Annotated in this window: 25 protein-coding genes and 3 tRNA genes; 10 read left to right on the forward strand and 18 right to left on the reverse strand. The window is 51.0% G+C overall.

Annotated features, from left to right (window positions below):
* Positions 1-4: 4 nt before the first annotated feature.
* The 5 genes from livM (at position 5) to IM291_RS16255 (ending at position 3,839) form a co-directional block, all read left to right on the forward strand.
* Positions 5-1,279, forward strand: a complete 1,275-nt coding sequence (livM, locus tag IM291_RS16235; RefSeq protein WP_049001199.1) for a high-affinity branched-chain amino acid ABC transporter permease LivM — start codon at positions 5-7, stop codon at positions 1,277-1,279.
* A complete protein-coding gene (locus tag IM291_RS16240; RefSeq protein WP_048956507.1) occupies positions 1,276-2,151 on the forward strand; it encodes an ATP-binding cassette domain-containing protein in 876 nt (291 codons plus the stop codon). The genes livM and IM291_RS16240 overlap by 4 nt, the downstream gene beginning before the upstream one ends.
* Positions 2,148-2,864 (forward strand): ABC transporter ATP-binding protein, encoded by a 717-nt coding sequence (locus tag IM291_RS16245; RefSeq protein WP_049001202.1) that lies wholly within the window; start codon positions 2,148-2,150, stop codon positions 2,862-2,864. The genes IM291_RS16240 and IM291_RS16245 overlap by 4 nt, the downstream gene beginning before the upstream one ends.
* A 161-nt stretch (positions 2,865-3,025) precedes the next feature.
* Positions 3,026-3,385, forward strand: coding sequence for a hypothetical protein (locus tag IM291_RS16250; RefSeq protein WP_049001204.1), 360 nt, complete (start codon positions 3,026-3,028; stop codon positions 3,383-3,385).
* Position 3,386: 1 nt separating this feature from the next.
* The gene (locus IM291_RS16255) at positions 3,387-3,839 is read left to right on the forward strand and encodes a DUF3828 domain-containing protein (RefSeq protein ID WP_028013673.1); all 453 of its coding nucleotides are present in this window, start codon (positions 3,387-3,389) and stop codon (positions 3,837-3,839) included.
* A gap of 224 nt (positions 3,840-4,063) precedes the next feature.
* Here the strand turns inward: IM291_RS16255 and IM291_RS16260 are convergent.
* From IM291_RS16260 to uvrY, 6 genes are all read right to left on the reverse strand, one after another.
* Positions 4,064-4,150, reverse strand: a tRNA-Leu gene (locus IM291_RS16260).
* 12 nt (positions 4,151-4,162) lie between these two features.
* Positions 4,163-4,236 (reverse strand) — tRNA-Cys (locus IM291_RS16265).
* 46 nt (positions 4,237-4,282) lie between these two features.
* Positions 4,283-4,358: transfer RNA gene (locus IM291_RS16270), tRNA-Gly, on the reverse strand.
* A gap of 152 nt (positions 4,359-4,510) precedes the next feature.
* The gene (pgsA, locus tag IM291_RS16275; protein WP_041909393.1) at positions 4,511-5,059 is read right to left on the reverse strand and encodes a CDP-diacylglycerol--glycerol-3-phosphate 3-phosphatidyltransferase; all 549 of its coding nucleotides are present in this window, start codon (positions 5,057-5,059) and stop codon (positions 4,511-4,513) included.
* Positions 5,060-5,115: 56 nt separating this feature from the next.
* Entirely contained in the window at positions 5,116-6,948 is a 1,833-nt protein-coding gene (gene uvrC / locus IM291_RS16280; RefSeq protein ID WP_045260340.1) for an excinuclease ABC subunit UvrC, read from the reverse strand.
* Positions 6,945-7,601, reverse strand: coding sequence for a UvrY/SirA/GacA family response regulator transcription factor (gene uvrY / locus IM291_RS16285; protein ID WP_013096026.1), 657 nt, complete (start codon positions 7,599-7,601; stop codon positions 6,945-6,947). Before uvrY ends, uvrC begins: the two co-directional genes overlap by 4 nt.
* A gap of 464 nt (positions 7,602-8,065) precedes the next feature.
* Between uvrY and IM291_RS16290 the strand changes: the two genes are divergently transcribed.
* Complete coding sequence (locus IM291_RS16290) at positions 8,066-8,290, forward strand: DUF2594 family protein (protein ID WP_014832453.1); 225 nt, start codon at positions 8,066-8,068, stop codon at positions 8,288-8,290.
* Positions 8,291-8,356: 66 nt separating this feature from the next.
* Here IM291_RS16290 and sdiA read toward each other — a convergent pair whose 3' ends face one another.
* The 10 genes from sdiA to IM291_RS16340 form a co-directional block, all read right to left on the reverse strand.
* Positions 8,357-9,079 (reverse strand): transcriptional regulator SdiA, encoded by a 723-nt coding sequence (gene sdiA, locus IM291_RS16295; protein WP_028013675.1) that lies wholly within the window; start codon positions 9,077-9,079, stop codon positions 8,357-8,359.
* A gap of 221 nt (positions 9,080-9,300) precedes the next feature.
* Positions 9,301-10,053 (reverse strand): L-cystine ABC transporter ATP-binding protein TcyN, encoded by a 753-nt coding sequence (gene tcyN / locus IM291_RS16300; RefSeq protein ID WP_041909387.1) that lies wholly within the window; start codon positions 10,051-10,053, stop codon positions 9,301-9,303.
* Complete coding sequence (tcyL, locus tag IM291_RS16305) at positions 10,050-10,718, reverse strand: cystine ABC transporter permease (protein ID WP_028013677.1); 669 nt, start codon at positions 10,716-10,718, stop codon at positions 10,050-10,052. The genes tcyN and tcyL overlap by 4 nt, the downstream gene beginning before the upstream one ends.
* Positions 10,719-10,739: 21 nt before the next feature.
* Complete coding sequence (gene dcyD, locus IM291_RS16310) at positions 10,740-11,726, reverse strand: D-cysteine desulfhydrase (RefSeq protein WP_045260342.1); 987 nt, start codon at positions 11,724-11,726, stop codon at positions 10,740-10,742.
* A gap of 107 nt (positions 11,727-11,833) precedes the next feature.
* The gene (gene tcyJ / locus IM291_RS16315) at positions 11,834-12,634 is read right to left on the reverse strand and encodes a cystine ABC transporter substrate-binding protein (protein WP_028013679.1); all 801 of its coding nucleotides are present in this window, start codon (positions 12,632-12,634) and stop codon (positions 11,834-11,836) included.
* Between the two features lie 86 nt (positions 12,635-12,720).
* Positions 12,721-13,272, reverse strand: coding sequence for a flagella biosynthesis regulatory protein FliZ (gene fliZ, locus IM291_RS16320; protein ID WP_028013680.1), 552 nt, complete (start codon positions 13,270-13,272; stop codon positions 12,721-12,723).
* Positions 13,273-13,326: 54 nt separating this feature from the next.
* On the reverse strand, positions 13,327-14,046 hold the full coding sequence (locus IM291_RS16325; protein ID WP_014170714.1) for an RNA polymerase sigma factor FliA: 720 nt from the start codon (positions 14,044-14,046) through the stop codon (positions 13,327-13,329).
* Between the two features lie 169 nt (positions 14,047-14,215).
* Complete coding sequence (locus IM291_RS16330) at positions 14,216-15,019, reverse strand: glycosyltransferase family 2 protein (RefSeq protein WP_053087964.1); 804 nt, start codon at positions 15,017-15,019, stop codon at positions 14,216-14,218.
* A gap of 68 nt (positions 15,020-15,087) precedes the next feature.
* A complete protein-coding gene (locus tag IM291_RS16335; RefSeq protein WP_192987302.1) occupies positions 15,088-18,765 on the reverse strand; it encodes a glycosyltransferase in 3,678 nt (1,225 codons plus the stop codon).
* Positions 18,766-18,857: 92 nt separating this feature from the next.
* A complete protein-coding gene (locus IM291_RS16340) occupies positions 18,858-19,709 on the reverse strand; it encodes a flagellin domain-containing protein (protein ID WP_049000131.1) in 852 nt (283 codons plus the stop codon).
* 367 nt (positions 19,710-20,076) lie between these two features.
* Here IM291_RS16340 and fliD point away from each other — a divergent pair, with 367 nt between their 5' ends.
* From fliD to amyA, 4 genes are read left to right on the forward strand one after another with little or no spacing between them, the layout of a single operon-like run.
* Entirely contained in the window at positions 20,077-21,513 is a 1,437-nt protein-coding gene (fliD, locus tag IM291_RS16345) for a flagellar filament capping protein FliD (RefSeq protein ID WP_049000130.1), read from the forward strand.
* Positions 21,514-21,522: 9 nt separating this feature from the next.
* Complete coding sequence (gene fliS, locus IM291_RS16350) at positions 21,523-21,933, forward strand: flagellar export chaperone FliS (RefSeq protein ID WP_049000129.1); 411 nt, start codon at positions 21,523-21,525, stop codon at positions 21,931-21,933.
* Positions 21,933-22,307, forward strand: a complete 375-nt coding sequence (gene fliT / locus IM291_RS16355) for a flagella biosynthesis regulatory protein FliT (protein ID WP_049000127.1) — start codon at positions 21,933-21,935, stop codon at positions 22,305-22,307. Before fliS ends, fliT begins: the two co-directional genes overlap by 1 nt.
* A gap of 52 nt (positions 22,308-22,359) precedes the next feature.
* The gene (gene amyA, locus IM291_RS16360) at positions 22,360-23,847 is read left to right on the forward strand and encodes an alpha-amylase (RefSeq protein ID WP_047367839.1); all 1,488 of its coding nucleotides are present in this window, start codon (positions 22,360-22,362) and stop codon (positions 23,845-23,847) included.
* A gap of 102 nt (positions 23,848-23,949) precedes the next feature.
* Here amyA and yedD read toward each other — a convergent pair whose 3' ends face one another.
* Both yedD and fliE read right to left on the reverse strand, forming a co-directional pair.
* The gene (gene yedD, locus IM291_RS16365; protein WP_049000124.1) at positions 23,950-24,363 is read right to left on the reverse strand and encodes a lipoprotein YedD; all 414 of its coding nucleotides are present in this window, start codon (positions 24,361-24,363) and stop codon (positions 23,950-23,952) included.
* 74 nt (positions 24,364-24,437) lie between these two features.
* On the reverse strand, positions 24,438-24,752 hold the full coding sequence (gene fliE, locus IM291_RS16370; RefSeq protein ID WP_013097729.1) for a flagellar hook-basal body complex protein FliE: 315 nt from the start codon (positions 24,750-24,752) through the stop codon (positions 24,438-24,440).
* Positions 24,753-24,847 lie beyond the last annotated feature (95 nt).

Consider the following 24,847-nt stretch of genomic DNA (forward strand, 5'->3'; position numbering starts at 1 on the left):
AATGATGACATCGCACGGTTTTTCTCTAAAGCGCTGCGTTCTGGACGCGATTTTTTCCGGGCTGATTGCGCTGATTATCTTCGGCCCGATTGCTGGCGTGGTGCTGGACGGGTACAGCTTTAACTTTGCCGGACAACGGCTGGCCTGGATGGTCGGCATTGTAATGCTGGGGCGTTTTCTCTTGAGCGCTTTTTTGGGTACCGCCGCGGGCGCTCGTTTCCAGGCTCGCTTCGAAGCCGATAACGCGGGCGTCTATGTTAGGTCTCCGGACTACAAAAGCCGCATGCGCTGGATTATTCCTCTGGTGATTGCGCTTGCGGTTTGCTTCCCGTTTGTCGCCACCAAGTATGTACTGACCGTCGCCATTCTCGGGCTGATCTACGTGCTTCTCGGTCTGGGGCTGAACATCGTCGTGGGGCTGGCCGGCCTGCTGGACCTGGGATACGTCGCCTTCTACGCGATTGGCGCGTACGGTCTGGCGCTGGGGTATCAGTATCTGGGGTTAGGCTTCTGGAGCATGCTGCCGCTGGCGGCAATCATGGCCGCCGCCGCCGGTGCCCTGCTCGGCTTTCCGGTACTGCGCATGCACGGCGACTATCTGGCGATCGTCACCCTCGGGTTCGGGGAGATCATTCGCCTGATCCTGAACAACTGGCTGACCTTCACGGGGGGGCCAAACGGCGTGTCAGCCCCTCCCCCCACCTTTTTCGGCCTGGAATTTGGACGACGCGCGAAAGAAGGCGGCGTGCCTTTTCACGAGTTTTTCCACCTGACCTACAACCCGAACATGAAGTTTATTTTTATCTACGCGGTACTGTTTCTGGTTGTGATGCTGGTGCTCTACGTCAAACACCGCCTGACGCGGATGCCGATTGGCCGGGCGTGGGAAGCCCTGCGAGAAGACGAAATTGCCTGCCGCTCGATGGGGTTGAATCACGTCCTGGTGAAGCTTTCCGCCTTTACGCTGGGCGCGTCGACCGCGGGGATTGCCGGGGTGTTCTTCGCAACCTATCAGGGGTTTGTGAATCCGACCTCCTTTACCTTCTTTGAATCCGCGCTGATCCTCGCCATCGTAGTGCTGGGCGGCATGGGCTCGACCCTTGGCGTGGTGCTGGCCGCCTTCGTGCTTACGGTAACGCCGGAGCTGCTGCGCAGTTTTGCTGAGTACCGTGTCCTGCTGTTTGGCATGCTGATGGTGGTGATGATGATCTGGCGTCCACGCGGCCTGATCCGCATTAACCGCAGCGGGTTTGCCGTGCGTAAGGGCGTGGCGCCATGAACGGGACGATATTGCGCGTGGAACATCTGATGATGCACTTCGGTGGGATTAAGGCGCTTAACGACGTTAATCTGGACGTGCAGCGCGGCTCCATTACCGCCCTTATCGGGCCAAACGGAGCGGGAAAAACAACCGTGTTTAATTGCCTGACGGGTTTCTATAAGGCTTCCGGCGGCAATATTTTATTTTCTACCCGCACTAAAACGACCAACGTTATTCAGGTCCTCGGACAAAAATTCCAGCCGGGCGACTGGATTAACCCCGCGCAGTTCGGGCAGCGCCTGTTCTACAAAATGTTTGGCGGAACGCACCTGGTGAACCGCGCCGGGCTGGCGCGCACCTTTCAGAACATCCGCCTTTTTCGCGAGATGTCTGTCGTGGAAAACCTGCTGGTCGCGCAGCATATGCGCGTTAACCGCAATCTGCTCGCCGGGATCTTAAACACGCCGGCATATCGGCGGGCGGAAAGCGATGCCCTGGACAGGGCCTTCTACTGGCTGGAGGTGGTGGACCTGGTGGAGTGCGCCAATCGCCTGGCGGGAGAGATGTCGTACGGGCAGCAGCGGCGTCTGGAGATCGCGCGGGCAATGTGTACCGGGCCCGAGATGATCTGTCTGGATGAGCCTGCCGCCGGGCTTAACCCGGTCGAAACGCATAAGCTGAGCAGCATTATTCGTTTCCTGCGCGATCGCCATGACATCACGGTCTTACTGATTGAACATGATATGGGGATGGTGATGGAGATTTCGGACGACATTATCGTGCTCGACCACGGCGATGTGATTGCCAGAGGTAAACCCGAGCAGATCCAGCATGATGAAAAGGTCATTGCCGCCTACCTGGGTACGGATGAGAGCGAGGTGTCCCTATGAGCGAACCGCTGCTGGCTTTTCGCAAGGTGGATGTGTTCTACGGCGCCATTCAGGCGCTGAAGCAGGTCTCCCTGGAGGTCAATAAAGGTGAGACCGTGGCGCTGATTGGCGCTAACGGCGCGGGTAAATCCACATTGCTGATGTCTATCTTTGGCCAGCCGCGCATCCGGAGCGGGCAGATTCTGTTCAATGGTGACGACATCAGCCATCAATCCACCCACTACGTCGCCTCCGGCGGCATTGCGCAGGCGCCTGAAGGCCGGCGTGTCTTCCCGGATATGACCGTCGAAGAGAACCTGCTGATGGGAACCATCCCCATCGGCAACCGGTTTGCGGCTGAAGATATGCAAACCATGTTCGACCTGTTCCCTCGCCTCAAGGAGAGGCGCAAGCAGCGCGCGATGACCATGTCAGGCGGGGAACAGCAGATGCTGGCGATCGCCCGGGCGCTGATGAGCCGTCCCAGGCTGCTGTTGCTGGATGAACCGAGCCTGGGCTTAGCGCCGATAGTGGTGAAACAGATCTTCCAGACGCTGCGCGAGCTGGCCCGCAACGGCATGACCATTTTTCTGGTGGAGCAGAATGCGCACCATGCGTTGAAGCTTTCCGACCGCGGATATGTGATGGTTAACGGGCAGATCCGGTTGAGCGGCAGCGGCGAGGAGCTGCTCGGAAATCAGGAGGTGAGGAAGGCGTATTTGGGCGGATATTAAAACGCCCGCGATAGCGGGCATAAAGATGCCGTATGGATTAACCAAACACCATTATCCAAACAGATAGTGGTTTAATTCCGATCACCCTTATTTACAAAAAACTGCAACTTCCAGGCGTAATGTTTCCCTTGTTAACCATTAAGTCTATAAGGGATTAAATTATGTGGAGTGCCCATAAAGCCGCAGTTTATGCCCGCCAGCATGCGGGCGAGCATAGCCAGAAAAGATGTGCAGAATTTGTTTCAAAAGCCATTCGCGCTGGCGGTGCTAATCTGCAGAACACACATTATGCTAAGAATATGAAAAGCAATTTGATTTTGGCTGGCTTCCATCAGATTTACGGCGAGCCTGTTGAGGGTGACGTGGCAGTGATCCAGCCTACAGCCCACCACCCCTATGGCCATGCATGCATCTATGGCGGGAACGGCGTCTGGTACTCTGATTTTGTTCAGCGAACAATGTATCCGGGAAAAGAATACCGGGAAGTAAAGCCAGCGTATGCAATATACAGGCATGACTAACATGAAAAAAATAATTCTTGCTGCCCTGCTTCTGCCCACTCTCGTATCAGCTGCACAGAAGCTACCCCCTGAGGCATCCGCCGCCCTTCAGTTTAATAAGTGGTACATCTCGCAGATTCTTAGCGGGAAAGAGCCAATAAAAAACTATGAAGCGCTGAGCCGATACGTTACCCGCGAAACAATCAGCAAGCTCAAAGCCATGGATAAGCTGGATCCGGATGAATATGACGTGCCTGACGTCGATATGTTCATAAAGGCCCAGGGATATGATGATGACTGGGGCATCGTCAGTGCGCGGGCATTAGATTACGATGCCGCATGCATGCAGGTGTATATATCATTCGGCAAAAAGCGGGATCACACCGTGATTGACTGCATGGTCAAAGAAAATGGCGCATGGAAAGTTCAGTCCGTGGCAAGCGTGAATATTTCTGACAACCTGAGCGCAGAATGATATCGGCGATATGACAGGGGTACTGATGCAATGCATCTTCGCGAATCCCTGTCGTATCGCCGACAAATACACCTTCGCTCTGGATAACTGAATAACTGAATAACTGAATAACTGAATAACTGAATAATAACAATGATGCAAGAAAGTGGATTTCAGGCACAAAAAAACCACCTTTCGGTGGTTTCACGACACTGCTTATTGCTTTGATTATTCTTTGTTTCCCATGGTACCCGGAGTGGGACTTGAACCCACACAGCGCGAACGCCGAGGGATTTTAAATCCCTTGTGTCTACCGATTCCACCATCCGGGCTCGGGAAGAAAGTGGAGGCGCGTTCCGGAGTCGAACCGGACTAGACGGATTTGCAATCCGCTACATAACCGCTTTGCTAACGCGCCGTAAAACTTTTCTAACTGACACCCGCTATTGCGCATGTCTTTAATCTGGAGCGGGAAACGAGACTCGAACTCGCGACCCCGACCTTGGCAAGGTCGTGCTCTACCAACTGAGCTATTCCCGCATGTTATCAAGTTAACTGCTAACCACTTGATTTCATTATCGTCCGGCTTGCTGTGCCGCCGTTCGATGCGTTGCATTCTACTGATATGACGTGATGAGTCAACGTTATTTTTTGCTTGTCTGGATTGTTTGCTGAAAATTACGGCGAAACGATCACTGATCAAGCAAATCCCCGCGCGCAGCGTTCAAATATTGCAGCATTGACCACAGCGTCAGCACTGCCGCCACCCACAGGAGGCCAATCCCCGCCCACTCAACCCAGGCGTTCGGACGCCAGAGCATCCACACCAGCGAGGCCATCTGCGCGGTGGTTTTCACTTTACCAATCCAGGATACCGCGACGCTGCTGCGTTTCCCCAGCTCCGCCATCCACTCACGCAACGCAGAGATGATGATCTCACGGCCAATCATAGTTGCGGCGGGCAGCGTCACCCACCAGGTATGATAGTGCTCAGCCACCAGCACCATCGCGATCGCGACCATCACTTTATCCGCTACCGGATCGAGAAAGGCGCCGAAACGGGTGCTCTGGTTCCAGCGGCGCGCCAGATAGCCATCAAACCAGTCGGTGACCGCTGCAATAAGGAAGATCAATGCGCAGGCGAACGGTGCCCAGACGACCGGCAGGTAAAACGCCAGCACAAAGAACGGAATGAGTACAACACGAAAGAGAGTGAGCAACGTAGGGATATTATATTGCATAGTGACGGTAACTATTTGTTGTCAGTAAAATTTAGCTCTATGTTGCTACAGAGCCCTCAATGTTTCAACGAGTAGTAGATCTTTTCTGCCAGCCCTTGCGAAATACCCGGCACTTTTGCAATTTCCTCCATACTGGCGTTGAGTAATCCTTGCAATCCGCCCATATACTTCAGCAGCATCTGGCGGCGTTTTGGCCCAACGCCCTCAATAGTCTCAAGCGTGCTCGTGTTTTTGACCTTCGCCCGTTTTTTACGGTGACCGCTGATGGCGTGATCGTGTGATTCATCGCGAATATGCTGAATGACGTGCAGCGCCGGGGAGTCCGGCGGCAGGCTGAAGCCCTCACCTTCCGGCTCGAAGAACAGTGTCTCCAGACCAGCCTTACGATCGGCCCCTTTTGCCACGCCTAACAGCAGCGGATGGTTTTTGTCCCACTCAACGTCGAGCGACTCGAATACCGCTTTCGCCTGACCTAGCTGCCCTTTCCCACCGTCGATAAGAATCACGTCCGGGATCTTGCTCTCTTCAATCGCTTTACCGTAGCGACGGCGCAGCACCTGATTCATGGCAGCATAGTCGTCACCCGGCGTGATGCCGGTGATGTTATAGCGGCGATACTCGGCGCGAAGCGGGCCGTTGGCGTCAAATACCACGCAGGACGCCACCGTCTGCTCACCCATCGTATGGCTGATATCGAAACATTCCATTCGCTTCACTTCCGGCAACTTCAGGAGCGTCGCCAGCGCGGTTAGACGCTGGTTAACCGTCGATTGCTGGGACAGTTTAGTGGTGAGCGCCGTCGCCGCGTTGGTCCGCGCCAGCTTCAGATAGCGTGCACGGTCGCCGCGCGGTTTGGTTTGAACATTGACCCGACGCCCGGCCAGTTCGGAAAGCGAATCGGCCAGCAGGGTTTTGTCATCAAGGCTAAAATCGAGCAGGATCTCCGAGGGCAGCGTACGCATCTGGCTGCCCTGAAGATAAAACTGGCCAACAAAGGTTTCCACCACTTCACCCAGCTCGGTGCCGCCAGGCACCTTCGGGAAATAGCTGCGGCTGCCGAGCACTTTGCCCTGGCGAATAAACAGCACATGCACGCAGGCCATGCCGGCGTCGAAGGACACGCCAATAACGTCGAGATCGTCGCCGGTATTTGAGACAAACTGTTTCTCAGTGACTCTGCGCACCGCCTGGATCTGGTCGCGGATCCGCGCAGCCTCTTCAAACTCAAGTGCGGCGCTGGCTTTTTCCATTCTGGCGATCAGCTGGGTTAAAACCTGATCGTCTTTGCCAGCTAAGAACAGGCGTACGTATTCCACCTGCTGCGCATACTCGTCTTCACTGACCAGCCCGGCAACACAGGGGCCAAGGCAACGCCCAATCTGGTACTGTAAACACGGGCGCGAGCGGTTGCGGTAGACGCTGTTTTCACACTGGCGGATCGGGAAGATTTTTTGCAGCAGCGCCAGCGTCTCTCGCACGGCATAGCCATTCGGGAAGGGGCCGAAATATTCCCCTTTCGCGTGTTTTGCGCCGCGGTGCATCGCCAGACGCGGATGGGTGTCACCACTCAGAAAGATAAACGGATAGGATTTGTCGTCCCGCAGCAGCACGTTATAGCGCGGCTGGTAGAGCTTAATATAGTTGTGCTCAAGCAGCAGCGCTTCCGTCTCGGTATGCGTCACGGTGACATCAATATTCTGAATGAGTGAGACCAGCGCTTCGGTCTTACGGGAGGCAAGGTTACTGCGGAAATAGCTGGAAAGACGCTTTTTAAGATCTTTGGCCTTCCCTACATAGATAACCGTACCGCCAGCGTCATACATCCGATAGACGCCTGGCTGGCTGGTTACGGTTTTCAGAAATGCTTTTGAATCGAATACATCACTCACTGACTTAACAACGTCTCCGCGTTACATAAACCGTGCCGGATGGCCAGATGAGTCAGTTCAACATCACCATGAATGTTCAGTTTACTGAACATACGATAACGATAGCTGTTGACCGTTTTCGGGCTGAGATTCAGCTGCTCTGAGATCTCATTCACTTTCTGACCCTTGGTGATCATCAGCATAATCTGCAATTCACGCTCAGACAAACTGGCAAACGGTGATTCCGTTTTCTCGGGTTCGATCTGGCTCAGCGCCATCTGCTGCGCAATGTCGGAGGCAATGTAACGCTGGCCGGCAAATACAGAACGGATAGCATTGACGACCTCCTGCGGTGCGGCGCCTTTGCTAAGGTAACCGGCTGCCCCCGCCTGCATCACCTTCGCGGGAAGCGGATTTTCAGTATGCACGGTCAGCATGATGACTTTTGTATCAACAAAGGTACGCGCGATTTTGCGTGTTGCCTCAAGGCCACCGATACCGGGCATATTCATATCCATCAGCACCACATCGGCCGAGTTTGTGCGGCACCATTTTACAGCATCTTCCCCACAGCACGCCTCACCGGCAACTTTAATACCTTTAATATCTTCAAGAATGCGTCGTATCCCTGCGCGCACCAGTTCGTGGTCATCAACAAGAAGGACGTTGATCAAAGGAAATGTCTCCAGAATAGGGATAACGCTACTGAGTGATAATTTGGCTTATATTAACGGTTTTCATCACAAGATTAAAACGTTAAAAAATCGGCTATTCGATTTTGCTCTCGTTTTTGGAAATTAGCCTGTACAGTCCATGGAAAGAGAGCCCTTGCCATCAGAGCTTTTGCGGCTATTTTTAAGCATCTGTATTCAAAAAGTTACAAAAAGCTTGCACGCTTTCCTCGCGGAAAAACTGTTCTCAATTTTTGTAACAATAATTAACGGCAAGTAAACCAGGCGCAAACAATTAATAGCCGTACCAGAGCATCAGTTTACCGGCTGGCTCTGTTTACGCAAATAAACACTGGCGTAAAAGTACGAAAAACAACCGCTGCATTTTTTGCTGCAGCTTGTGGTATACTCCGCCGCCTTGACTTTCGTCGTCGCGCTTTAGCGCCGTTTAATAATGAGGAAAATAAATGAGCACCCCTGAATTTGCCACTGCGGAGAATAACCAGGAACTGGCACAGGAAGTAAACTGCCTGAAAGCGCTGCTAACGCTGATGCTGCAGGCGATGGGCCAGGCTGATGCTGGTCGTGTGATCATTAAAATGGAAAAACAAATCGCGCAGATGGAAGACCAGGCGGAATCGGCCGTATTTGCTAACACCGTTAAGCAAATCAAACAAGCGTACCGCCAGTAACAAAAAACGGCTGGATGCAGTGCATTCAGCCGTCCACCCGTCTGTCACGCAGAACGTACTCTCTAATCAGATCAGTCCCGTAGCCGCCGCATAACAGGCAATCTGCGTCTTGTTTGGCGCATTAAATTTTTTCTGCATATTCTTCTGATGGAAGTTAACCGTATTCTCTGAAATAGAGAGAATGATCGCTATTTCCGCCGACGTCTTACCTTCCGCGGTCCATTTCAAAATTTCTCGTTCGCGTTTGCTGAATTTCATCTCAGGCGGCATAACCATCTTATCTTCAAAACGCAGCAGCGCTGTTAATGCCATTTGCACCAGCATCTGCAGCCGCAGCTCTATTTCCTCGCCGGCAAACGGTCCTTCCTGCGCGCGAGTACGGGAAACTGAGAGGAAGCCGAGCGCATGATTAGGCAGCATCAGACACTGCGTTATTCCCGAACGTAGACCGAAGTCCTGCGCCCTATGCCATAATTCCTGAGCATCCGCAAATAATTCGTCCGTCCAGGGTAAATGCCCCTGAATGAAATTCTCCGGCTTTAGCACCGGATCGATGGTGAAATAGTTCTCTGATTGATATTGCGCCAGCCACTGTTGCGGATAAGTGGCATGCACAGCGATTTTAGGCCGCGTAAACGGCACCGGATGGCGCACACAGAGTGAGTAATAATCGAATTCCAGCGCCTGAGTTTGTCTCTGAAGTTCATGATATACCTCGGCGGCACAGGTCAATTCCTGAAACCGCAGGGAGCAATCCCGTCGCCAGGTGAAAAAGTCTGAATCCTTCATACTTACTAAAAGAAGCCTCTGAAAAGATAATCATTATTATGGTGAATATAACCTAACACATAAAACTTATTTCTAACTACAAAATATCGGTACTAGCACAATTAACTGTGCTATGGATAAGGATTATTCTGTTCGGGTAGAATAAAAGAACACCGTTTAAGGCGAAGAGCGAGAATAATTTGCTCCAGAAGAACTTTCTGGAGCAAATGAGTACATAAATGCTACTGCATAAGGAATTTTTCCAGGAATTGACGGGTTCGCGGCTGCTGAGGGTTAGCAAATAAGCTTTTCGCCGGTCCCTGCTCTACAATCCGCCCCTGGTCCATAAAGATGGCTCTGTCCGCCACGTCGCGCGCAAAGCTCATTTCATGGGTCACGATAACCATCGTGCGTTTTTCCTGCGCCAGCTGGCGGATGGTGTTCAGCACCTCACCCACCAGTTCGGGATCGAGCGCGGAGGTCGGTTCATCAAACAGGATCACGTCAGGGCGCATCGCCAGCGCGCGCGCGATGGCCACGCGCTGCTGCTGTCCGCCCGACAGGCGGCGCGGATAGCTGGTCTCTTTCCCTGCCAGCCCGACTTTGGCGAGCAACTCGCGGGCGCGTGCCGTCGCTTCCTCTTTGGGCTCACCTTTTACAATGACCGGTCCTTCAATAATATTTTCCAGCACCGTGCGGTGCGGGAATAGATTGAAGCTCTGGAACACAAAGCCAACATGCTGACGCAGGCGGCGAATCAACCCTTTCTGCTGGCTGATGGATTTACCGGTATCAATCGTTATCTCCCCAACCCGAATGGTGCCCCCTTCCGGCTGCTCAAGCAGGTTGATACTACGCAGCAGCGTGGTTTTCCCCGACCCGCTCGGGCCAATAATCGCCACGACTTCGCCCTGCTCAACTTCCAGGTCGATGCCGTGGAGCACCGTTTGCCCGTGGAATTTTTTCACCAGGTTTTTGACGTCAATTGCACTCATTTTGGATCACGCTCCTGGCGGTTAAGCTGGTTTTCAAAGTAGTTTTGCAGCGCAGACAATACCGTCGCCATCACCCAGTAGATCAGCGAGGCGGCCAGATACATGGTGAAAACTTCAAGGGTGCGCGAGGTAATGAGCTGCGCCTGACGGAACAGCTCCGGCACCTGGATGGTTGCCGCCAAAGAGGTATCTTTCACCAGGCTGATGAAGCTGTTGCTCAGCGGCGGAAGCGCTACCCGCGCCGCCTGCGGCAGAATGGCGCGTCGCAGCGTCTGCCACGGCGTCATTCCGATACTGGCCGCCGCTTCCCACTGGCCTTTATCAATCGACGAGATCGCCGCGCGCAGGGTTTCGGAGGTATAGGCCGCCGTGTTAAGCGACAGGCCAATCATCGCCGCCGGGATCGGATCCAGCTCGATGCCGAACTGCGGTAAACCGTAGTAGATCATAAAGAGCTGAGCGATAAGCGGCGTACCGCGAAACACGGAAATATAAAAGCGCGCCAGCCAGCGTACCGGCAGGATGGGCGACATGCGCATTAAGGCCAGTACAAAGCCCAGCACAAGACCGAAGAACATCCCGCCGATACTGAGCTGTAGCGTGAATACCGCACCTTTCAGCAGGAATGGCAGGGAATCAATAACCAGTTGAATACTTTCTTGCATTATTATTTTTCGACCTGATTTTTAGACATGAGGATGATAAGCAAACAGCGCGGGCGCCCCGCCGGTGTGCACAAATAAAATCGGCCCTTCATCCTTAAAGCGTTTCTGCGCAATGCCATCGATAAGCCCGGCCATCGCTTTACCCGTATAGACCGGATCGAGCAGTATACCTTCAAGGCGCGCCAGCAGCTTAACGGCTTCCATCCCCTCTTCATTAGGCGTACCGTAGCCCGGCGCAAAATAGTCATCCCAGAGCAGGATCTCGGCCCTGGCCTTCAGCTCCAGCTGCTCTGCCACCGCCTGTTGCAGCGCCACTACTTTTGGCTTCTGGTCCGCGACGCTGCGGGAAACCGTCACGCCAATCAGCTCGACATCCGGCAGAAGCTGTTCCAGCCCCACCGCCAGCCCGGCATGCGTGCCCGCGCTTCCGGAGGCGACAACGACCGACGAGAGGCTAACGGCGCCCTCGCACTGCTGGGCGATTTCCAGCGCGCTTTCCACATAGCCCAGCGCGCCCAGCGCGTTCGAACCGCCGACGGGAATAACGTAGGGGCGGAAACCCTGCGCTTCCAGACGCGTGGCCAGATCGTCGAGCTGTGCGGTCGGGTCGGTCAACGCATCCACCATCTCCACCTGCACGTTGAACAGGTCTAAAAGCAGACGGTTACCGTTGGACAGATAGTTTTCCGCCCGCGTGCCAATCGGGTTTTCCAGCAACGCCACACAGTGAAGACCGAGTTTTGCCGCCACGGCGGCCGTCTGACGAACATGGTTGGACTGAATGGCCCCGGCAGTAATAAGCGTATCCGCGCCTTCGCGCAGCGCGTCGGCCGCCAGAAACTCCAGCTTGCGCAGCTTATTGCCCCCCATCGCCATCGGCGTCACGTCATCGCGCTTAATAAAAATATCGCGTCCCAGATAATCAGAAAATCGCGGCAGGTACTCCAGCGGCGTCGGCGCACCGATAAATTCCAGACGGGGAAAGCGCGTTAAATTCTGTAGTGACATGGACTCTCCGGTAACTCAGACAAAATGTGATATTTTTCATTATGCACGCAGACGCGTAAGAAATAAAAAAGGCGCTTTTAAAAGCGCCTTTTTTCCAGGTCAGCGACTTATTTGGTGACGTCGGCCCCGAACCACTTCTCAGACAGCGCCTTCAGGCTGCCGTCTTTCTGCATGTCAGCAATCGCGGAATCAATGGCTTTCACCAGATCCTCGTTGCCTTTACGGACGGCCACGCCGGATTCCTGACGAGAGAACGCATCACCCGCTACTGCCAGGGTATTGTTGGTTTTCTTCACCAGATCCAAAGCGGCCAGACGGTCAACCAGAATGGCGTCGATACGGCCTACGCGCAGGTCCTGATATTTCGTCGGGTCATCATCATAGGTGCGGATGTCCACGCCCTGAACGTTCTGGCGCAGCCACTCTTCGTAGTTAGTTCCCAGACCGACGCCGACTTTTTTGCCTTTCAGATCGGCAGCGGATTTAATGGAGCCTTCGTTACCTTTCTTCACCAGCGCCTGAATACCGGACACGGTGTACGGCGTGGAGAAGTCATACTTCTTCTTACGCTCGTCAGAAATGGTCACCTGGTTAATCACCACGTCAATACGTTTTGAATCCAGCGACGCCAGCATACCGTCCCATTTGGTCGGTTTCAGGGAGGCTTTAACGCCGAGGTGCTTCGCCAGTTCTTCTGCAAATTCCACTTCAAAACCGGTCAGCTTGCCGTCATCGCCCTGGAAGCTGAAGGGAGGATAGGTTCCTTCCAGCCCGACCAGCAGCGTACCGCGCTCTTTTACTTTATTCAGCAGGTTTTCTGCAGCGAACGTTTTCACGCTCATGCCCGCAACCAGCGCGACGGCCATAACACCCATCAGCGCCTGACGACCCAGAAGTGCAAATTTCATAAATACCCCGATATAGTGGAATTTTTACGTAGTGTAGAGAAATCGCCTACAACGTCAAAGGCGACTGCGCTACATCTTATTCTTTTTTAATATATATCAGAAGTTGTTCCGGCGAGCGCTTTCTGCTTCACGGAACCCGGCATTTGCACCTTATATTGCGCATACTTGCGCAGCGCAATACGGTAGTTGTTGGTGCTGGTTGCAGGCAGCCACGGCTCCAGATTTTCATCCAGGTAACCGGTCTTCAGCAGATCGCGAGAGATATTGTTAACGCTCAGATGCTGCCCAAGACGGCGCAGGCGAACCACATATTCGCGCACGGTGCCGTGGCTCATCTCCGTTTGTTCAAACAGGAATTGTTTGAAGCCGATGATATCGAAGAAGTCGCTTTGCTCTTTGCAGTGGAGATCGCCACAGAAACGGCAAAGCGCCACCCACTCTTTTTGCTCTTCGAGCCACGCGGCTTCATCCATTAACGTGTCGAGGCGAGAGATAGCGATTTTATTCACGATCTCGCCGCGGCGAACCAGCGTGATACGATCGAGTAATTTGTTACAGTGGGCGCAATGCGTCTGGCTGTGTTTAAAGTCTTTAAGGTAGCGGCTTAAAGGCCGTCTTTTAGATTGCTGCACCGTCATGATAACTCCTGGTTGTCAATACGTTGTGCGGCATTTTTCGGGTGATTGGATCACCTATAACTTACCCAGTTTGGTTCGTAAGCGTTTAATGGCCTGGCTGTGCAGCTGGCTAACCCGCGACTCCCCCACCTCCAGAACCGCGCCAATCTCTTTGAGATTAAGCTCTTCCTGGTAATAAAGGGTCAACACCAGCTGTTCGCGCTCGGGCAGAGCTTCAATCGCTTCCATTACGCGCTGGCGTAAATTCCCTTCCATTAAATGGTGTAACGGGTTTTCCTGCTGGTGCTCGTCCGTCACCAGCTCGATGCTATCGCCATGCTCTTCGCGCCACTCGTCATAGGAGAAGAGTTGGCTATTATTGGTATCGAGCAACATCTGACGATACTCTTCAACAGCAATGCCAAGACGTTCCGCCACTTCGGTTTCCGTTGCGTTGCGTCCCAGTTCCTGTTCCAGCTGCCCCATCGCATGCGCCACTTCGCGCGCGTTGCGGCGAACGCTGCGCGGCACCCAGTCGCGGCTGCGCAGCTCGTCCAGCATCGCACCACGAATACGCTGAACTGCGTAAGTCGTAAATGCCGTTCCTTGCAGAGCGTCGTATCGGTCAACTGCATTCAATAACCCGATACCGCCCGCCTGTAGCAGATCGTCAAGTTCCACGCTCGCCGGCAAACGCACCTGGAGGCGCAATGCTTCGTGACGCACCAGCGGGACATAACGCTGCCACAGCGAGTGTTTATCCATTACACCTTCAGCGGTATAGAGTGAATTCACGATAAACAGCCCTGCGTTAGTTGAGTTATCGGCATGATTATCCGATTCTGCAGGGCGTTCAATTGGATGAATAATGGGTGAAATGGGGGGTTATTTTGAGATTAGATCAGGAAAAACAGCAGCCAGTGGTTTTTCCGCAACTGGCTTGCTGAATGTTATAATGCACTCTTTAATGACTAACTGCATATTTTTTATAGATTTTTTCCAATTGCCGAGTGACTTTTTTTGTATTCTCAATAGTAATATCAGTAGGCATGAGACCACGCTTTTGTTTAAAACGTTGCAAAGCCACTGTCACTATCGCCCTGAAAGTGAGTTCGCCTGAAATTGTGGATTGCTTAGTACTCCATCCTTCATCACCAATATAATCTTGTGAGTCTGCGATGTCTGCAAAATAACCGAACGGAGGATGCATGCCAGCATCAATAATCGCAATAGTATGATCAACATGCTCAAGAGCATTATAGAAACGTTCGTCCATCAGACCCACTGTATCGAGCGCCAATGCAGTGTAGTAACTAAATGCTCCCACGCAGGAAGGGAACATAAATAGTTTTTCACTTGCATAATCGCACCGCATTCGCACGAGTGGCTGTCCCTGTGGATTAACATTCAGTAACCCATGCTGACTAAAATTAAAATGTTGTATGCCTGTGAGTCGGGCCATTTCAATATAGCGAAGAAAAACATCATCCCGTTTAACAAAAACGTCATCCTCAATAAGAAAATAGTGGTCAACGCCTTTTTCTTGCAGATATGACAGGGCCCGATTTTTGCTGCACCCGACCCCGAGATTTTCCTCATTCAAAATATAACAACAATCAAGACCTGAATACTCAGGATAATGTTGTCCGTCATTAATAATAACCAGTTCATCAATATATTGGCGCGGCAGAGAGTTAAATAGTTTAAGCAAACCGTCTTTACGATTAAAAGTGACGATCCCCACACCAATTTTTTCACCCTGATACATACATCATTTACCTATTCTTCGTTTCAGACACCGCCAGTTTCTGACGCTTTCCCACTTGGGTACAAGCATTAGCCTATCCAGGCACGTTGCCAATCATCCAGACCACTCTCTCTTAGCATCCAGTCTCGGTGTACTGCGTTGCGCAGTTGTTCCCCAGCCTTATTAAGTGCATTCCTGTCGTAAATATGCTCACGAACAGCAGAAATCCACGCACTGGGGGTATTTTTTACCCGATGAACGGGCAGGCCACAGCGATAGGGTTCGATATCGGTGCAGATAATGGGGAATCCACAACTTCCCAGTTCTAAGAGACGAAGATTACTTTTACATTCATTGAACCGATTCTGTTCAAGCGGGACCAATGCCAGATCAAGATCAAGTTCACTCAACTTTTGCGGATAATGTTCAAAAGGTACAGGTAAATGGAATTCACAATTGACACCTGCAGGTTTCATCCCCATAAACACCCATTCCACTTCATCCTGTAATTCATGAATGATAGGTAACAATATTTCAAGATCGCCCGTATGGCTCGAGCCTCCTGCCCAGCCTACACGAGGTTTTTTGCCACAACGTTTAGCAGACTTGAGGGTTCCCCACAGTTCCATATCCAGACGATTTTTTGCCACACGGATATCCGAATGGAAACGAGAATAAGCTTCAGCCAGCGGCTCAGTCGAAACAACAACCCAGTCGGCCAGAGCAAGGGCTGAACTCAGGCGATTCTGAATGTCTTTTGGCACATTCTCCCTGAAAATATTTTTCTCCGGGACGTCTAAATAGTAATCATCAAATTCCATAATAATTTTGGCATTACAGACCTGACGATAGCGTTTTACTGTCTGAGGAATATCATCAGCAATAGGTACTTCAAGAATCAGTCGATCGGGCTGGAATTGGGCCACTTCCATCACCGTTGGCAGTCCCAAGATCAATCCACCATCAGCTTTCAGCTCTTGCTGAAGTGCATGAAGAGGTTTAATGACGCGATAATTACCACATCCTGTCCAGTTAATGTGGGTCCCCATGATCACAGGTAACGGCCTTCCTGGCAGCGCATTCGGTAAGCGCGACATACGTGTATTTAGGCTGAATGTCGACCCGAGACGGTTCATATTAGAATTATAATAAGGATCACGTGCCAGTTCTGCTCCCCATTTATCAAGTAGCGCATCATGACATGCTTCATCCGCATGAGTAGCGACTGAAAATTTTTCTGGGAACAAACGCGAAGCTCCGCCAAGGTGCTTAACGCTGCTAAAAGGTGTCCACAAGGTGATATAACCTTGCGCTTTTGCTTTTAATGCCAAATCAACGTCAGCGTAGTAGATCGGGAAATTCTCTTCATCGAATCCGCCAAGCTCATCAAATACTTCTTTACGCATCATCATGCAGGCCGCACTTACTGCATGAGCGCCCCGAGGGATCTTCAACCGGCTAAGAAAGCCGCTTTCTTCCTGAGAGCTTCCTCTCCCACAGACAGTCACGCCGTCATTGATGCCCGTGATATACCCACCATGCTCCAGCGTGCCATCAGGATAGACAAGTTTACTACCTACTATACCGACTTCCGGGCGTTGAGCGAGTTCGAGCAATGCCCCCATCCAGTTGCCTTCATTAATTTCAATATCATTATTCATAAACAACAGGTATTCACCTGTTGCATAACGGCTGGCATAGTTGTTGATAGAGGCAAAGTTAAACGCCGCATCCCAGCGCAGAACTTTAATTTGCGCCAACTGCATGGACTCAAGCTGGTCCAAGTACTTTCTCGCATCTTCATCAGTAGAACCATTATCAACAATAATAATTTCATACAGATGGTACGCCGTTTTCTCCATCAGAGAGTCTATACACCGCTGGAGTAACACCAGACGGTCCCGTGTTGGAATAATCACCGACACCTTTGCGATGGCTGGAAGTTGATACATCACGAACTGAACGCCAGGCTCTTCGCCAGCTACGATCTTTGCATGTATGCCACAGCGTGAAAGATGCGCGGCAGTGATGATTTTCATTTCATCCATGATGGCGGGATTTTTACACCACTCACTAATGCTGATGGTCCCGGAGATCAACGCCTCAGGAATATGGCCGATTACGAGAGGACCTTTTTCTTCAATTAATTTCCAACAAATATCGATATGACTCAAATACTGATAGTCAGTATTAAAGTCATTGTGGCGACTTACTGCATCTTTTGAAACAAAGACACTGGAACCGATGTAAGGATGTGCACGCAGCATATCTATATCACATTCCGGCTTCAGAATTAAGCCATCTTCATCATCATTACGTATAACGAGCTCGTCAAAATACCAAAGTTCCCGCCGGGGATCACGCATCGTAAACTCGGCACAGGTAAGTAGCGCATGCTCTTCCAGAGTATTGCCCGAGTCCATAATGAGCAGATTAGTTGACGTGATTTCATCCACCGCCCGGTTGAGATTATCCACGAAGCGTATTGTCGGGCAATCGTTAATATCAAATGATGGCAGTTTTCCTACTACGATGATTGCGTCGGCACTTAGTGTTTGGTTATTAACAGAAAGCAAACTCGCACGCAGCTTATTTCTATCGCCTTCGCGATCAATAATTATGACAGTAATACTGGCACAGGTAGGGAAAGACTGAAGCAAAGTCCCTATAATAGCGGAACGCAGCGGAGTTGGTTTTCTTTCATTTATCCAACTACTCACCGATCGCGTTGTTTCTTCCCCAAAACTGTCCATAACCTTACGATGAAATTCAAGGTTACTGTGCTGTTCCTGCGAAATTTGTAGTTTTTTCGGCGCAGGTAAACGATCCAGTATCTTGCCTACGCAGGTGTCTAAAGAAAATTGCGCGTTTGCTTCAGCCCGGTATTCCCAGGCCCAGCAGGCTGCCTGCGGGTAACCGTCAAGGATTTCTTTGACCCAGCGGTTTTGGTTAACAATTTTGGAAGCACCTGTCAGTGCAAAATGATAATCAGTTCGTTCCAACAGATTTGCTTCTGTTAGATAACCATGCGAGGAAATACCGTCTGATATCACAACCGGCAACCCCATACTCATGGCATATACAGCGCGCGCTTCATCGCCAATAATTAGCTGATATTGTGACAGCAATTCTGGGGTTACGGGGCCAGGCGCAGAGTCCAGATTATAATAATCTAGTTCAATATTTTTGGTCTTGAATAACTCAATAAGCTCCACTAAATTCTTATTATAACCAGTAGAAATCAGCAGTGCTTTTTCGAGTTTATCTGTGAAGACCCTTCCGGCAGAAGAAAATTGATTATTAATGGTAAGCGGAAAAATCTTGATCCGCGGTTGTTTAATGCCCTTTTCAACTAAGCGGACATAGCTGGCGGTTGAGCAGGCAAAACTGGTGCTAGAAAGCGCATTTTCAGCATCTGCGCCATAGGGTAAATCATAGTCAGCATAGCTGTAAAAATGATGAAAGAAGACCCTGGAAACACAATCTCCTCGCATAAAAGTCGTATTCAGTACGGCCGGGATATAGCCGTTAAATATCCACATCAGGTCGTAGGAAGCATGCAACTTACCATTGGGTTGTTCCAATAACCGAATGTTTTTATTTTCATTTATGACATTTAAATTGTTGAGCCAATACCGACCCGTTGTTTTGGCAACAACATCGACCTGCCAGTTATGACGATGAAAATATTCTATCAAATCAAAAAATATACTCTCGTGTTGACCGTAGTGTTCGAACCTGTCAATGGTAAGTAAAATTTTGCGCATAATATTTTCAAGTCTATCAACATAAAAGTGGAGTGAGGCAATATAACAAAAACCCGGCAACGCCGGGTTTTGAAATATCAAGGGCGTAAGAATTAACGCAGCAGAGACAGCATTGCCTGAGGAACCTGGTTTGCCTGAGACAGTACAGAAGTACCAGCCTGTTGCAGGATCTGTGCACGTGACATGTTAGACACTTCGGTTGCGTAGTCAGCATCCTGGATACGAGACTGTGCAGCAGACAGGTTAGTCACTGAGTTGTTCAGGTTGTTAACTGTAGATTCGAAACGGTTTTGCATTGCACCCAGGTTGCTACGCGCGCCGTCGATACCTTTAAGAGCAGTATCAACTGCATCAATAACCGCTTTTGCAGTGGCGTTGTCGCTAATTGCTGCAGTGCCGCCAGAAAGTGCAGTACCCGATGCCAGGGAGCTCAGTTTAGCATTGATCAGAGAATCAGAGCCGATGCTGATGGTATCACCGGCTTTAGTGTTCGCACCAACCTGAATGGTTACGCCGCCGCTCTGAGAACCATCCAGCAGGTTTTTACCGTTGAAGTTCGCAGCACCTGCGATACGGTCAATTTCAGATAGACGCTGGTTGATCTCGGTATTGATAGAGGCCATGTCAGTATCTTGGTTGGTGCCGTTTGCTGCCTGTACAGACAGTTCACGGATACGCTGCAAGTTGGTGTTAATTTCGTTCAGGTTGCCTTCAGCAGTCTGAATCATAGAGATGCCATCGTTGGCGTTACGAGCAGCCTGAGTCATGCCCTTGATCTGTGAATTCATGCGGTTAGCAATCGCCTGACCAGCAGCATCGTCTTTCGCGCTGTTGATACGCAGGCCAGAAGACAGACGCTCAATCGCAGTACCCAGAGCAGACTGAGATTTATTCAGGTTGTTCTGAGTAGACAGGGATAACAGGTTAGTATTGATTACTGACATATTTTAATTCCTTCAAATTGGATTCTAGGGTCGGTGCTTAACACTCACGGCGTCTCTCACCGTCAAAAAGGTTATCGACGAACGTCATGAAGACTTTAGAATTTTCATTGAGTTTTTTTTAATTAACTGATTTTAAATGAAAAATATTCATCAGCATGGTAAAAAACCACGATTTCTACTGGCGTTCAGCCTTTTATTGTAAGAAGAAATATCCCCGAACTGCATCCTTCCTACCGATAACAAAGAGGGTATATGCCGAAAGGAATGCCGCTTATTCTGCCGATAATTTTATCAACTAATGATTAAACTATTTTCTCCTCTCGCCGATAACTAGCTGAAACTACCATTGACTAAAGGAAACAATCTAATGGCAAGTGCAACAATCAGTAGTCTTGGCGTCGGCTCAGGTTTGGACTTACAGACGCTCTACACTAACCTTGAAACCGCTGAAAAAACAAAATTAACAACAATAACGAATCAGCAAACCTCTTATAATGCGCAGCTCAGCGCATTCAGTAAGCTGCAAAGTGCGATGCAAACGCTCAATACCGCCACTGCAGCACTCTCTAAAACTGACACATGGAACGCAACAGCAGTCGGATCGACCAATACCTCCTTTACGGCAACCACGGCAACGGGAGCCACCGTCGGCAGCTATACCGTTCAGGTTAAATCGCTGGCAAAAGCACAGGTACTGACTACTGCGAGTCAGGCTAGCGCGACCTCGCAGTTAGGCGCAACAACGGGTGGAACTCGTACGATAACCATTGCACAAGCCGGCTCGACAACGCCGCTGACCGTTACGCTCGGTGATTCCGATACCTCATTAAATGGAATCGCCAGCGCGATCAACAAAGCGAACGGGAACGTTACTGCTACCGTCATTAAAGCGAAAGACGGTGACTACACTTTAATGCTGACCTCTAAAACATCTGGTACAGCAAATGATATGACGGTGAGCGTCTCGGGCGACAGCACATTACAAAATATCATTGGATATGATTCTTCAACTCACACAGGCGTGATGAATCAACAGACGGCATCCAAAAATTCGCAAGTTATTATCAACGACATCACGATTGAGCGTTCAACTAACACGATTACTGATGCCCTGCCGGGTATTACCCTGAGTCTTAAAAATGAGAGCACGAGCAGTGAAAATCTGGATATTACTCGTGCTGCTGACACCACTCAAAAAGCCATAACTGACTGGGTAACTGCCTATAATGCTTTACAGTCGACCATTACATCCGTCACCAAATATATAAAGGTTGATGCCGGTGAAAGCCAGTCTGCAAATAACGGCGCGTTAATTGGCGATAGCACGGTACGCTCGGTGCAATCTCAGCTACGCGGATTATTAACTGAGGTGCAGTCAGGCTCTTATGCAATCCTGGCTCAGCTGGGTGTCACGCAAGATACCGCGACGGGGGCCGACGGTTCGTTAGGCAATCTTAAGATTGACTCGACCAAATTGAGCAAAGCCTTAACGGATAATCCAGAAGCGGTACAGGAATATTTTGCCGGTGATGGGAAAGCAACCGGCCTTGCGACACAAATGGGCACGATGCTCACAAACATGTTAAGCACGACCGCGGGTAAAGAAGGGATTATCAAGAATGCGACTGACGGTATAAACACGACGCTTAAAACGCTTGATCAACGCTATGACGCGATGGAAGCAAATATAGAAGCCACAATGGCGCGATATAAGGCGCAATTCACGAATCTGGATACGTTGATGAGCAAAATGAACAATACATCCACCTATCTGAAACAGCAATTTAGTTCGTCCAGCAGTTAAGGAATAATCATGTACTCACAAATTGGTGCGCGTGCATATCAACAAATCGGTCTTGAAAGTGCGGTAATGAGTGCAAATCCGCACCAACTTGTGACCATGCTTTTTGACGGGGCACTCAGTGCCCTTGTCCGTGCTCGGCTTTTTCTCAACGAGGGTCGTGTTGCCGAAAAAGGTGAAGCTTTGTCGAAAGCGATAAATATCATCGACAACGGGTTGAAGGCTGGTTTGAACATGGAGATTGAAGGTCCGCTTTCTGCGAACCTTGCAGCACTTTATGACTATATGATTCGTCGTCTCTTACACGCTAATTTACGTAATGACGAAGGGGCAATTGTCGAAGTTGAGGACTTATTGAATAACATTGCTGACGCGTGGAAACAAATTGGCTCTAATGTCTCCTCTCACCAGGATAATTTTTAATGAACAACCCCAACTCTGCTCTTAGCGCCTGGCAGGCGCTACATGATCTCAGCCTTTCAATGCTCAAGCTGGCTAAAGCAGGCCAGTGGGACGATCTCATCACGCAAGAAATCACTTATGTTCAACTTATTGAAAATATTTCGCTTAATCCAATAGCATCAGCACCACGGCCCCATATCGAACAGGCCAGATTCTTGCTTGAAAACGTGCTCAAAAATGAAAGTCAACTCAAAGAGTTACTGGCAATTCGAATGGATGAGCTTAGGCATCTCATCGATCAAACCGGCAAACAGCAATCCATCACCTCTACCTATGGAAAGCTGTCAGGGAATATTCTTTATCCAGAAAGTGTTACCCGCGACACACAATTATGATTTCTTCATCCATACTCCAGAAGTCTGCCATATGGCTTCTGGAGCACGGACGATGAAAAACCCCACCCTGTTACAATGCTTTCACTGGTATTACCCCGCTGGCGGTGAATTGTGGCGAGAAGTCACGGCGTTAGCCCCCAATCTTAATGAAATCGGCATCAACATGATCTGGCTGCCGCCCGCGTATAAAGGGGCTTCCGGCGGGTATTCGGTTGGCTATGACTCTTACGATCTGTTTGACCTCGGCGAGTTTGACCAGAAAGGCAGTATCGCCACGAAATACGGTGACAAAGCGCAGCTGCTGGAAGCCATCGACGCCCTCAAAAGCAACGAGATTGCCGTCCTGCTGGACGTGGTGGTGAACCACAAAATGGGGGCTGATGAGAAAGAGCCTGTCCGCGTGCAGCGCGTGAACGAACAGGACCGTACACAAATTGATGATGAAATCATCGAGTGTGAGGCCTGGACTCGCTACACCTTCCCCGCCCGCGCCGGGCAATATTCGCAGTTTATCTGGGATTACAAATGCTTTAGCGGCGTCGACCATATTGAAAACCCGGATGAAGACGGGATCTTTAAAATCGTCAACGACTACACCGGCGAAGGCTGGAATGACCAGGTCGATGATGAGATGGGCAACTTCGATTACCTGATGGGCGAAAACATCGACTTTCGCAATCACGCCGTCACCGAGGAGATCAAATACTGGGCCCGCTGGGTCATGGAACAGACACGCTGCGACGGTTTTCGTCTGGACGCCGTCAAGCATATTCCCGCCTGGTTTTACAAAGAGTGGATTGAGCACGTTCAGGAAGTCGCCGAACAGCCGCTGTTTATCGTGGCGGAATACTGGTCTCACGAGGTGGATAAACTGCAGGCCTATATTGACCAGGTCGACGGTAAAACCATGCTGTTTGATGCCCCGCTGCAGATGAAATTCCACGAAGCGTCGCGCCAGGGACGTGATTACGACATGAGCCAGATCTTCACCGGCACGCTGGTGGAGGCCGACCCGTTCCATGCGGTGACCCTCGTCGCGAACCACGACACTCAACCCTTGCAGGCGCTGGAAGCCCCGGTCGAAGCCTGGTTTAAACCGCTGGCGTACGCGCTGATCCTGCTGCGGGAAAACGGCGTGCCGAGCGTCTTCTATCCGGATCTGTTCGGCGCAAGCTATGACGATACGGGAGGGGACGGTGAAACGTACCATATTGATATGCCGGTGATTGAGCAGCTTCACGAGCTGATCCTCGCCCGCCAGCGTTTTGCCCACGGCGTGCAGACGCTCTTTTTTGACCATCCAAACTGCATCGCCTTCAGCCGCAGCGGCACGGAAGACGATCCCGGCTGCGTGGTGGTGATGTCGAACGGCGACGACGGCGAGAAGGTAATTTGCCTGGGGGAAAACTACGGCAACAAAACGTGGCGTGATTTTCTCGGCAATCGTGAAGAAACGGTCACCACCGCGGCGGATGGCGAAGGCACCTTTACCTGTAAAGGGGGAAGCGTCAGCGTGTGGGTGATTGAGGATGCGTTGTAGAACGGGAAACGTGCGGCCTGATGCCCTCACCCCGTCCATCTCCCACAGGGAGAGGGCGCAAACACCACAAACGGCAACGAGGTTGCCGTTTTGCTTTTACCCTTAGGGCAGTTTACTCTCCAGCGGATTCTTGCTCAGGTAATCCGCACATTCCACCGTTGGGCGATCAACCTTCTGCAGCTCCATCCCGTCATATTCAAGCGTAGCGCCGTCGCGCTCCAGCGGATAGATATCCAGCTTGCGTGTGACGTTATAATAGCTGTCTGAACGCAGCATGATCTTACCCGGTACGGCAATCACACGCTGCCACTGGCGGCAGTCCAGCGTATCGCCCTCTTCCGTCAACACCAGTGTGGCAATCGCTTCAGGGCTGACCAGACTGCTCTGCGGCCCTTTCGACTGCCAGTATCCCGCCAGGTTCGCCGGGACGGGATGCTTGATCACGTCATTATAGTTATCGACCTGAACGCACCCGGTCAGTGCCAGCAGCGCGCCAGCAATTGCTATTTTTTTCATCATCTTTCCTGCATTCGAAGAAAAAAATATTGTGGCATTAAAGCGCTGAGGCTGCCAGCGAAGATCAAGGGGGCTTAAACCTGCATGCCCATCACTTCCTGATACGCCGACACCAGCTTGTTACGCACCTGGATCCCCATCTGCAGGGAAACCGAGGCTTTTTGCAAATCGGTCATCACATCATTGAGCGCCACGCCCGGCTCGCCGAGGGTGAACTTCTCCGCCTGCGTACGCGCAGCGGTCTGGGTATCGCTGATACGGTCAAGAGCGGCATGCAGTTGCCCCGCAAAGCTGATGGTCGGCTGCTGTTCTGCCACATTCTGATTACGGGCCGTCATCGCCGTTGCCTGCAACTGACTGATGACCCCTTCAATGCCCTGTATAGCCATGACTCTCCCCTGGATGGTTTTTTATGCGGTCAAGACTAACAGCTTGTCAATAAGATAATGGCGGTAAATAGCGTGAAAAAACCAGGTTATTTGAC

Source organism: Enterobacter cloacae complex sp. P27C, from assembly GCF_014895705.1.
GTDB lineage: Bacteria > Pseudomonadota > Gammaproteobacteria > Enterobacterales > Enterobacteriaceae > Enterobacter > Enterobacter bugandensis.

Coding starts and splice junctions, on each gene's coding strand:
- livM (WP_049001199.1), top strand. CDS start 5: ATGACATCGCACGGTTTTTCTCTAAAGCGCTGCGTTCTGGACGCGATT.
- IM291_RS16240 (WP_048956507.1), top strand. CDS start 1,276: ATGAACGGGACGATATTGCGCGTGGAACATCTGATGATGCACTTCGGT.
- IM291_RS16245 (WP_049001202.1), top strand. CDS start 2,148: ATGAGCGAACCGCTGCTGGCTTTTCGCAAGGTGGATGTGTTCTACGGC.
- IM291_RS16250 (WP_049001204.1), top strand. CDS start 3,026: ATGTGGAGTGCCCATAAAGCCGCAGTTTATGCCCGCCAGCATGCGGGC.
- IM291_RS16255 (WP_028013673.1), top strand. CDS start 3,387: ATGAAAAAAATAATTCTTGCTGCCCTGCTTCTGCCCACTCTCGTATCA.
- pgsA (WP_041909393.1), bottom strand. CDS start 5,059: ATGCAATATAATATCCCTACGTTGCTCACTCTCTTTCGTGTTGTACTC.
- IM291_RS16290 (WP_014832453.1), top strand. CDS start 8,066: ATGAGCACCCCTGAATTTGCCACTGCGGAGAATAACCAGGAACTGGCA.
- sdiA (WP_028013675.1), bottom strand. CDS start 9,079: ATGAAGGATTCAGACTTTTTCACCTGGCGACGGGATTGCTCCCTGCGG.
- tcyN (WP_041909387.1), bottom strand. CDS start 10,053: ATGAGTGCAATTGACGTCAAAAACCTGGTGAAAAAATTCCACGGGCAA.
- tcyL (WP_028013677.1), bottom strand. CDS start 10,718: ATGCAAGAAAGTATTCAACTGGTTATTGATTCCCTGCCATTCCTGCTG.
- dcyD (WP_045260342.1), bottom strand. CDS start 11,726: ATGTCACTACAGAATTTAACGCGCTTTCCCCGTCTGGAATTTATCGGT.
- tcyJ (WP_028013679.1), bottom strand. CDS start 12,634: ATGAAATTTGCACTTCTGGGTCGTCAGGCGCTGATGGGTGTTATGGCC.
- fliZ (WP_028013680.1), bottom strand. CDS start 13,272: ATGACGGTGCAGCAATCTAAAAGACGGCCTTTAAGCCGCTACCTTAAA.
- IM291_RS16330 (WP_053087964.1), bottom strand. CDS start 15,019: ATGTATCAGGGTGAAAAAATTGGTGTGGGGATCGTCACTTTTAATCGT.
- IM291_RS16335 (WP_192987302.1), bottom strand. CDS start 18,765: ATGCGCAAAATTTTACTTACCATTGACAGGTTCGAACACTACGGTCAA.
- IM291_RS16340 (WP_049000131.1), bottom strand. CDS start 19,709: ATGTCAGTAATCAATACTAACCTGTTATCCCTGTCTACTCAGAACAAC.
- fliD (WP_049000130.1), top strand. CDS start 20,077: ATGGCAAGTGCAACAATCAGTAGTCTTGGCGTCGGCTCAGGTTTGGAC.
- fliS (WP_049000129.1), top strand. CDS start 21,523: ATGTACTCACAAATTGGTGCGCGTGCATATCAACAAATCGGTCTTGAA.
- fliT (WP_049000127.1), top strand. CDS start 21,933: ATGAACAACCCCAACTCTGCTCTTAGCGCCTGGCAGGCGCTACATGAT.
- amyA (WP_047367839.1), top strand. CDS start 22,360: ATGAAAAACCCCACCCTGTTACAATGCTTTCACTGGTATTACCCCGCT.
- yedD (WP_049000124.1), bottom strand. CDS start 24,363: ATGAAAAAAATAGCAATTGCTGGCGCGCTGCTGGCACTGACCGGGTGC.
- fliE (WP_013097729.1), bottom strand. CDS start 24,752: ATGGCTATACAGGGCATTGAAGGGGTCATCAGTCAGTTGCAGGCAACG.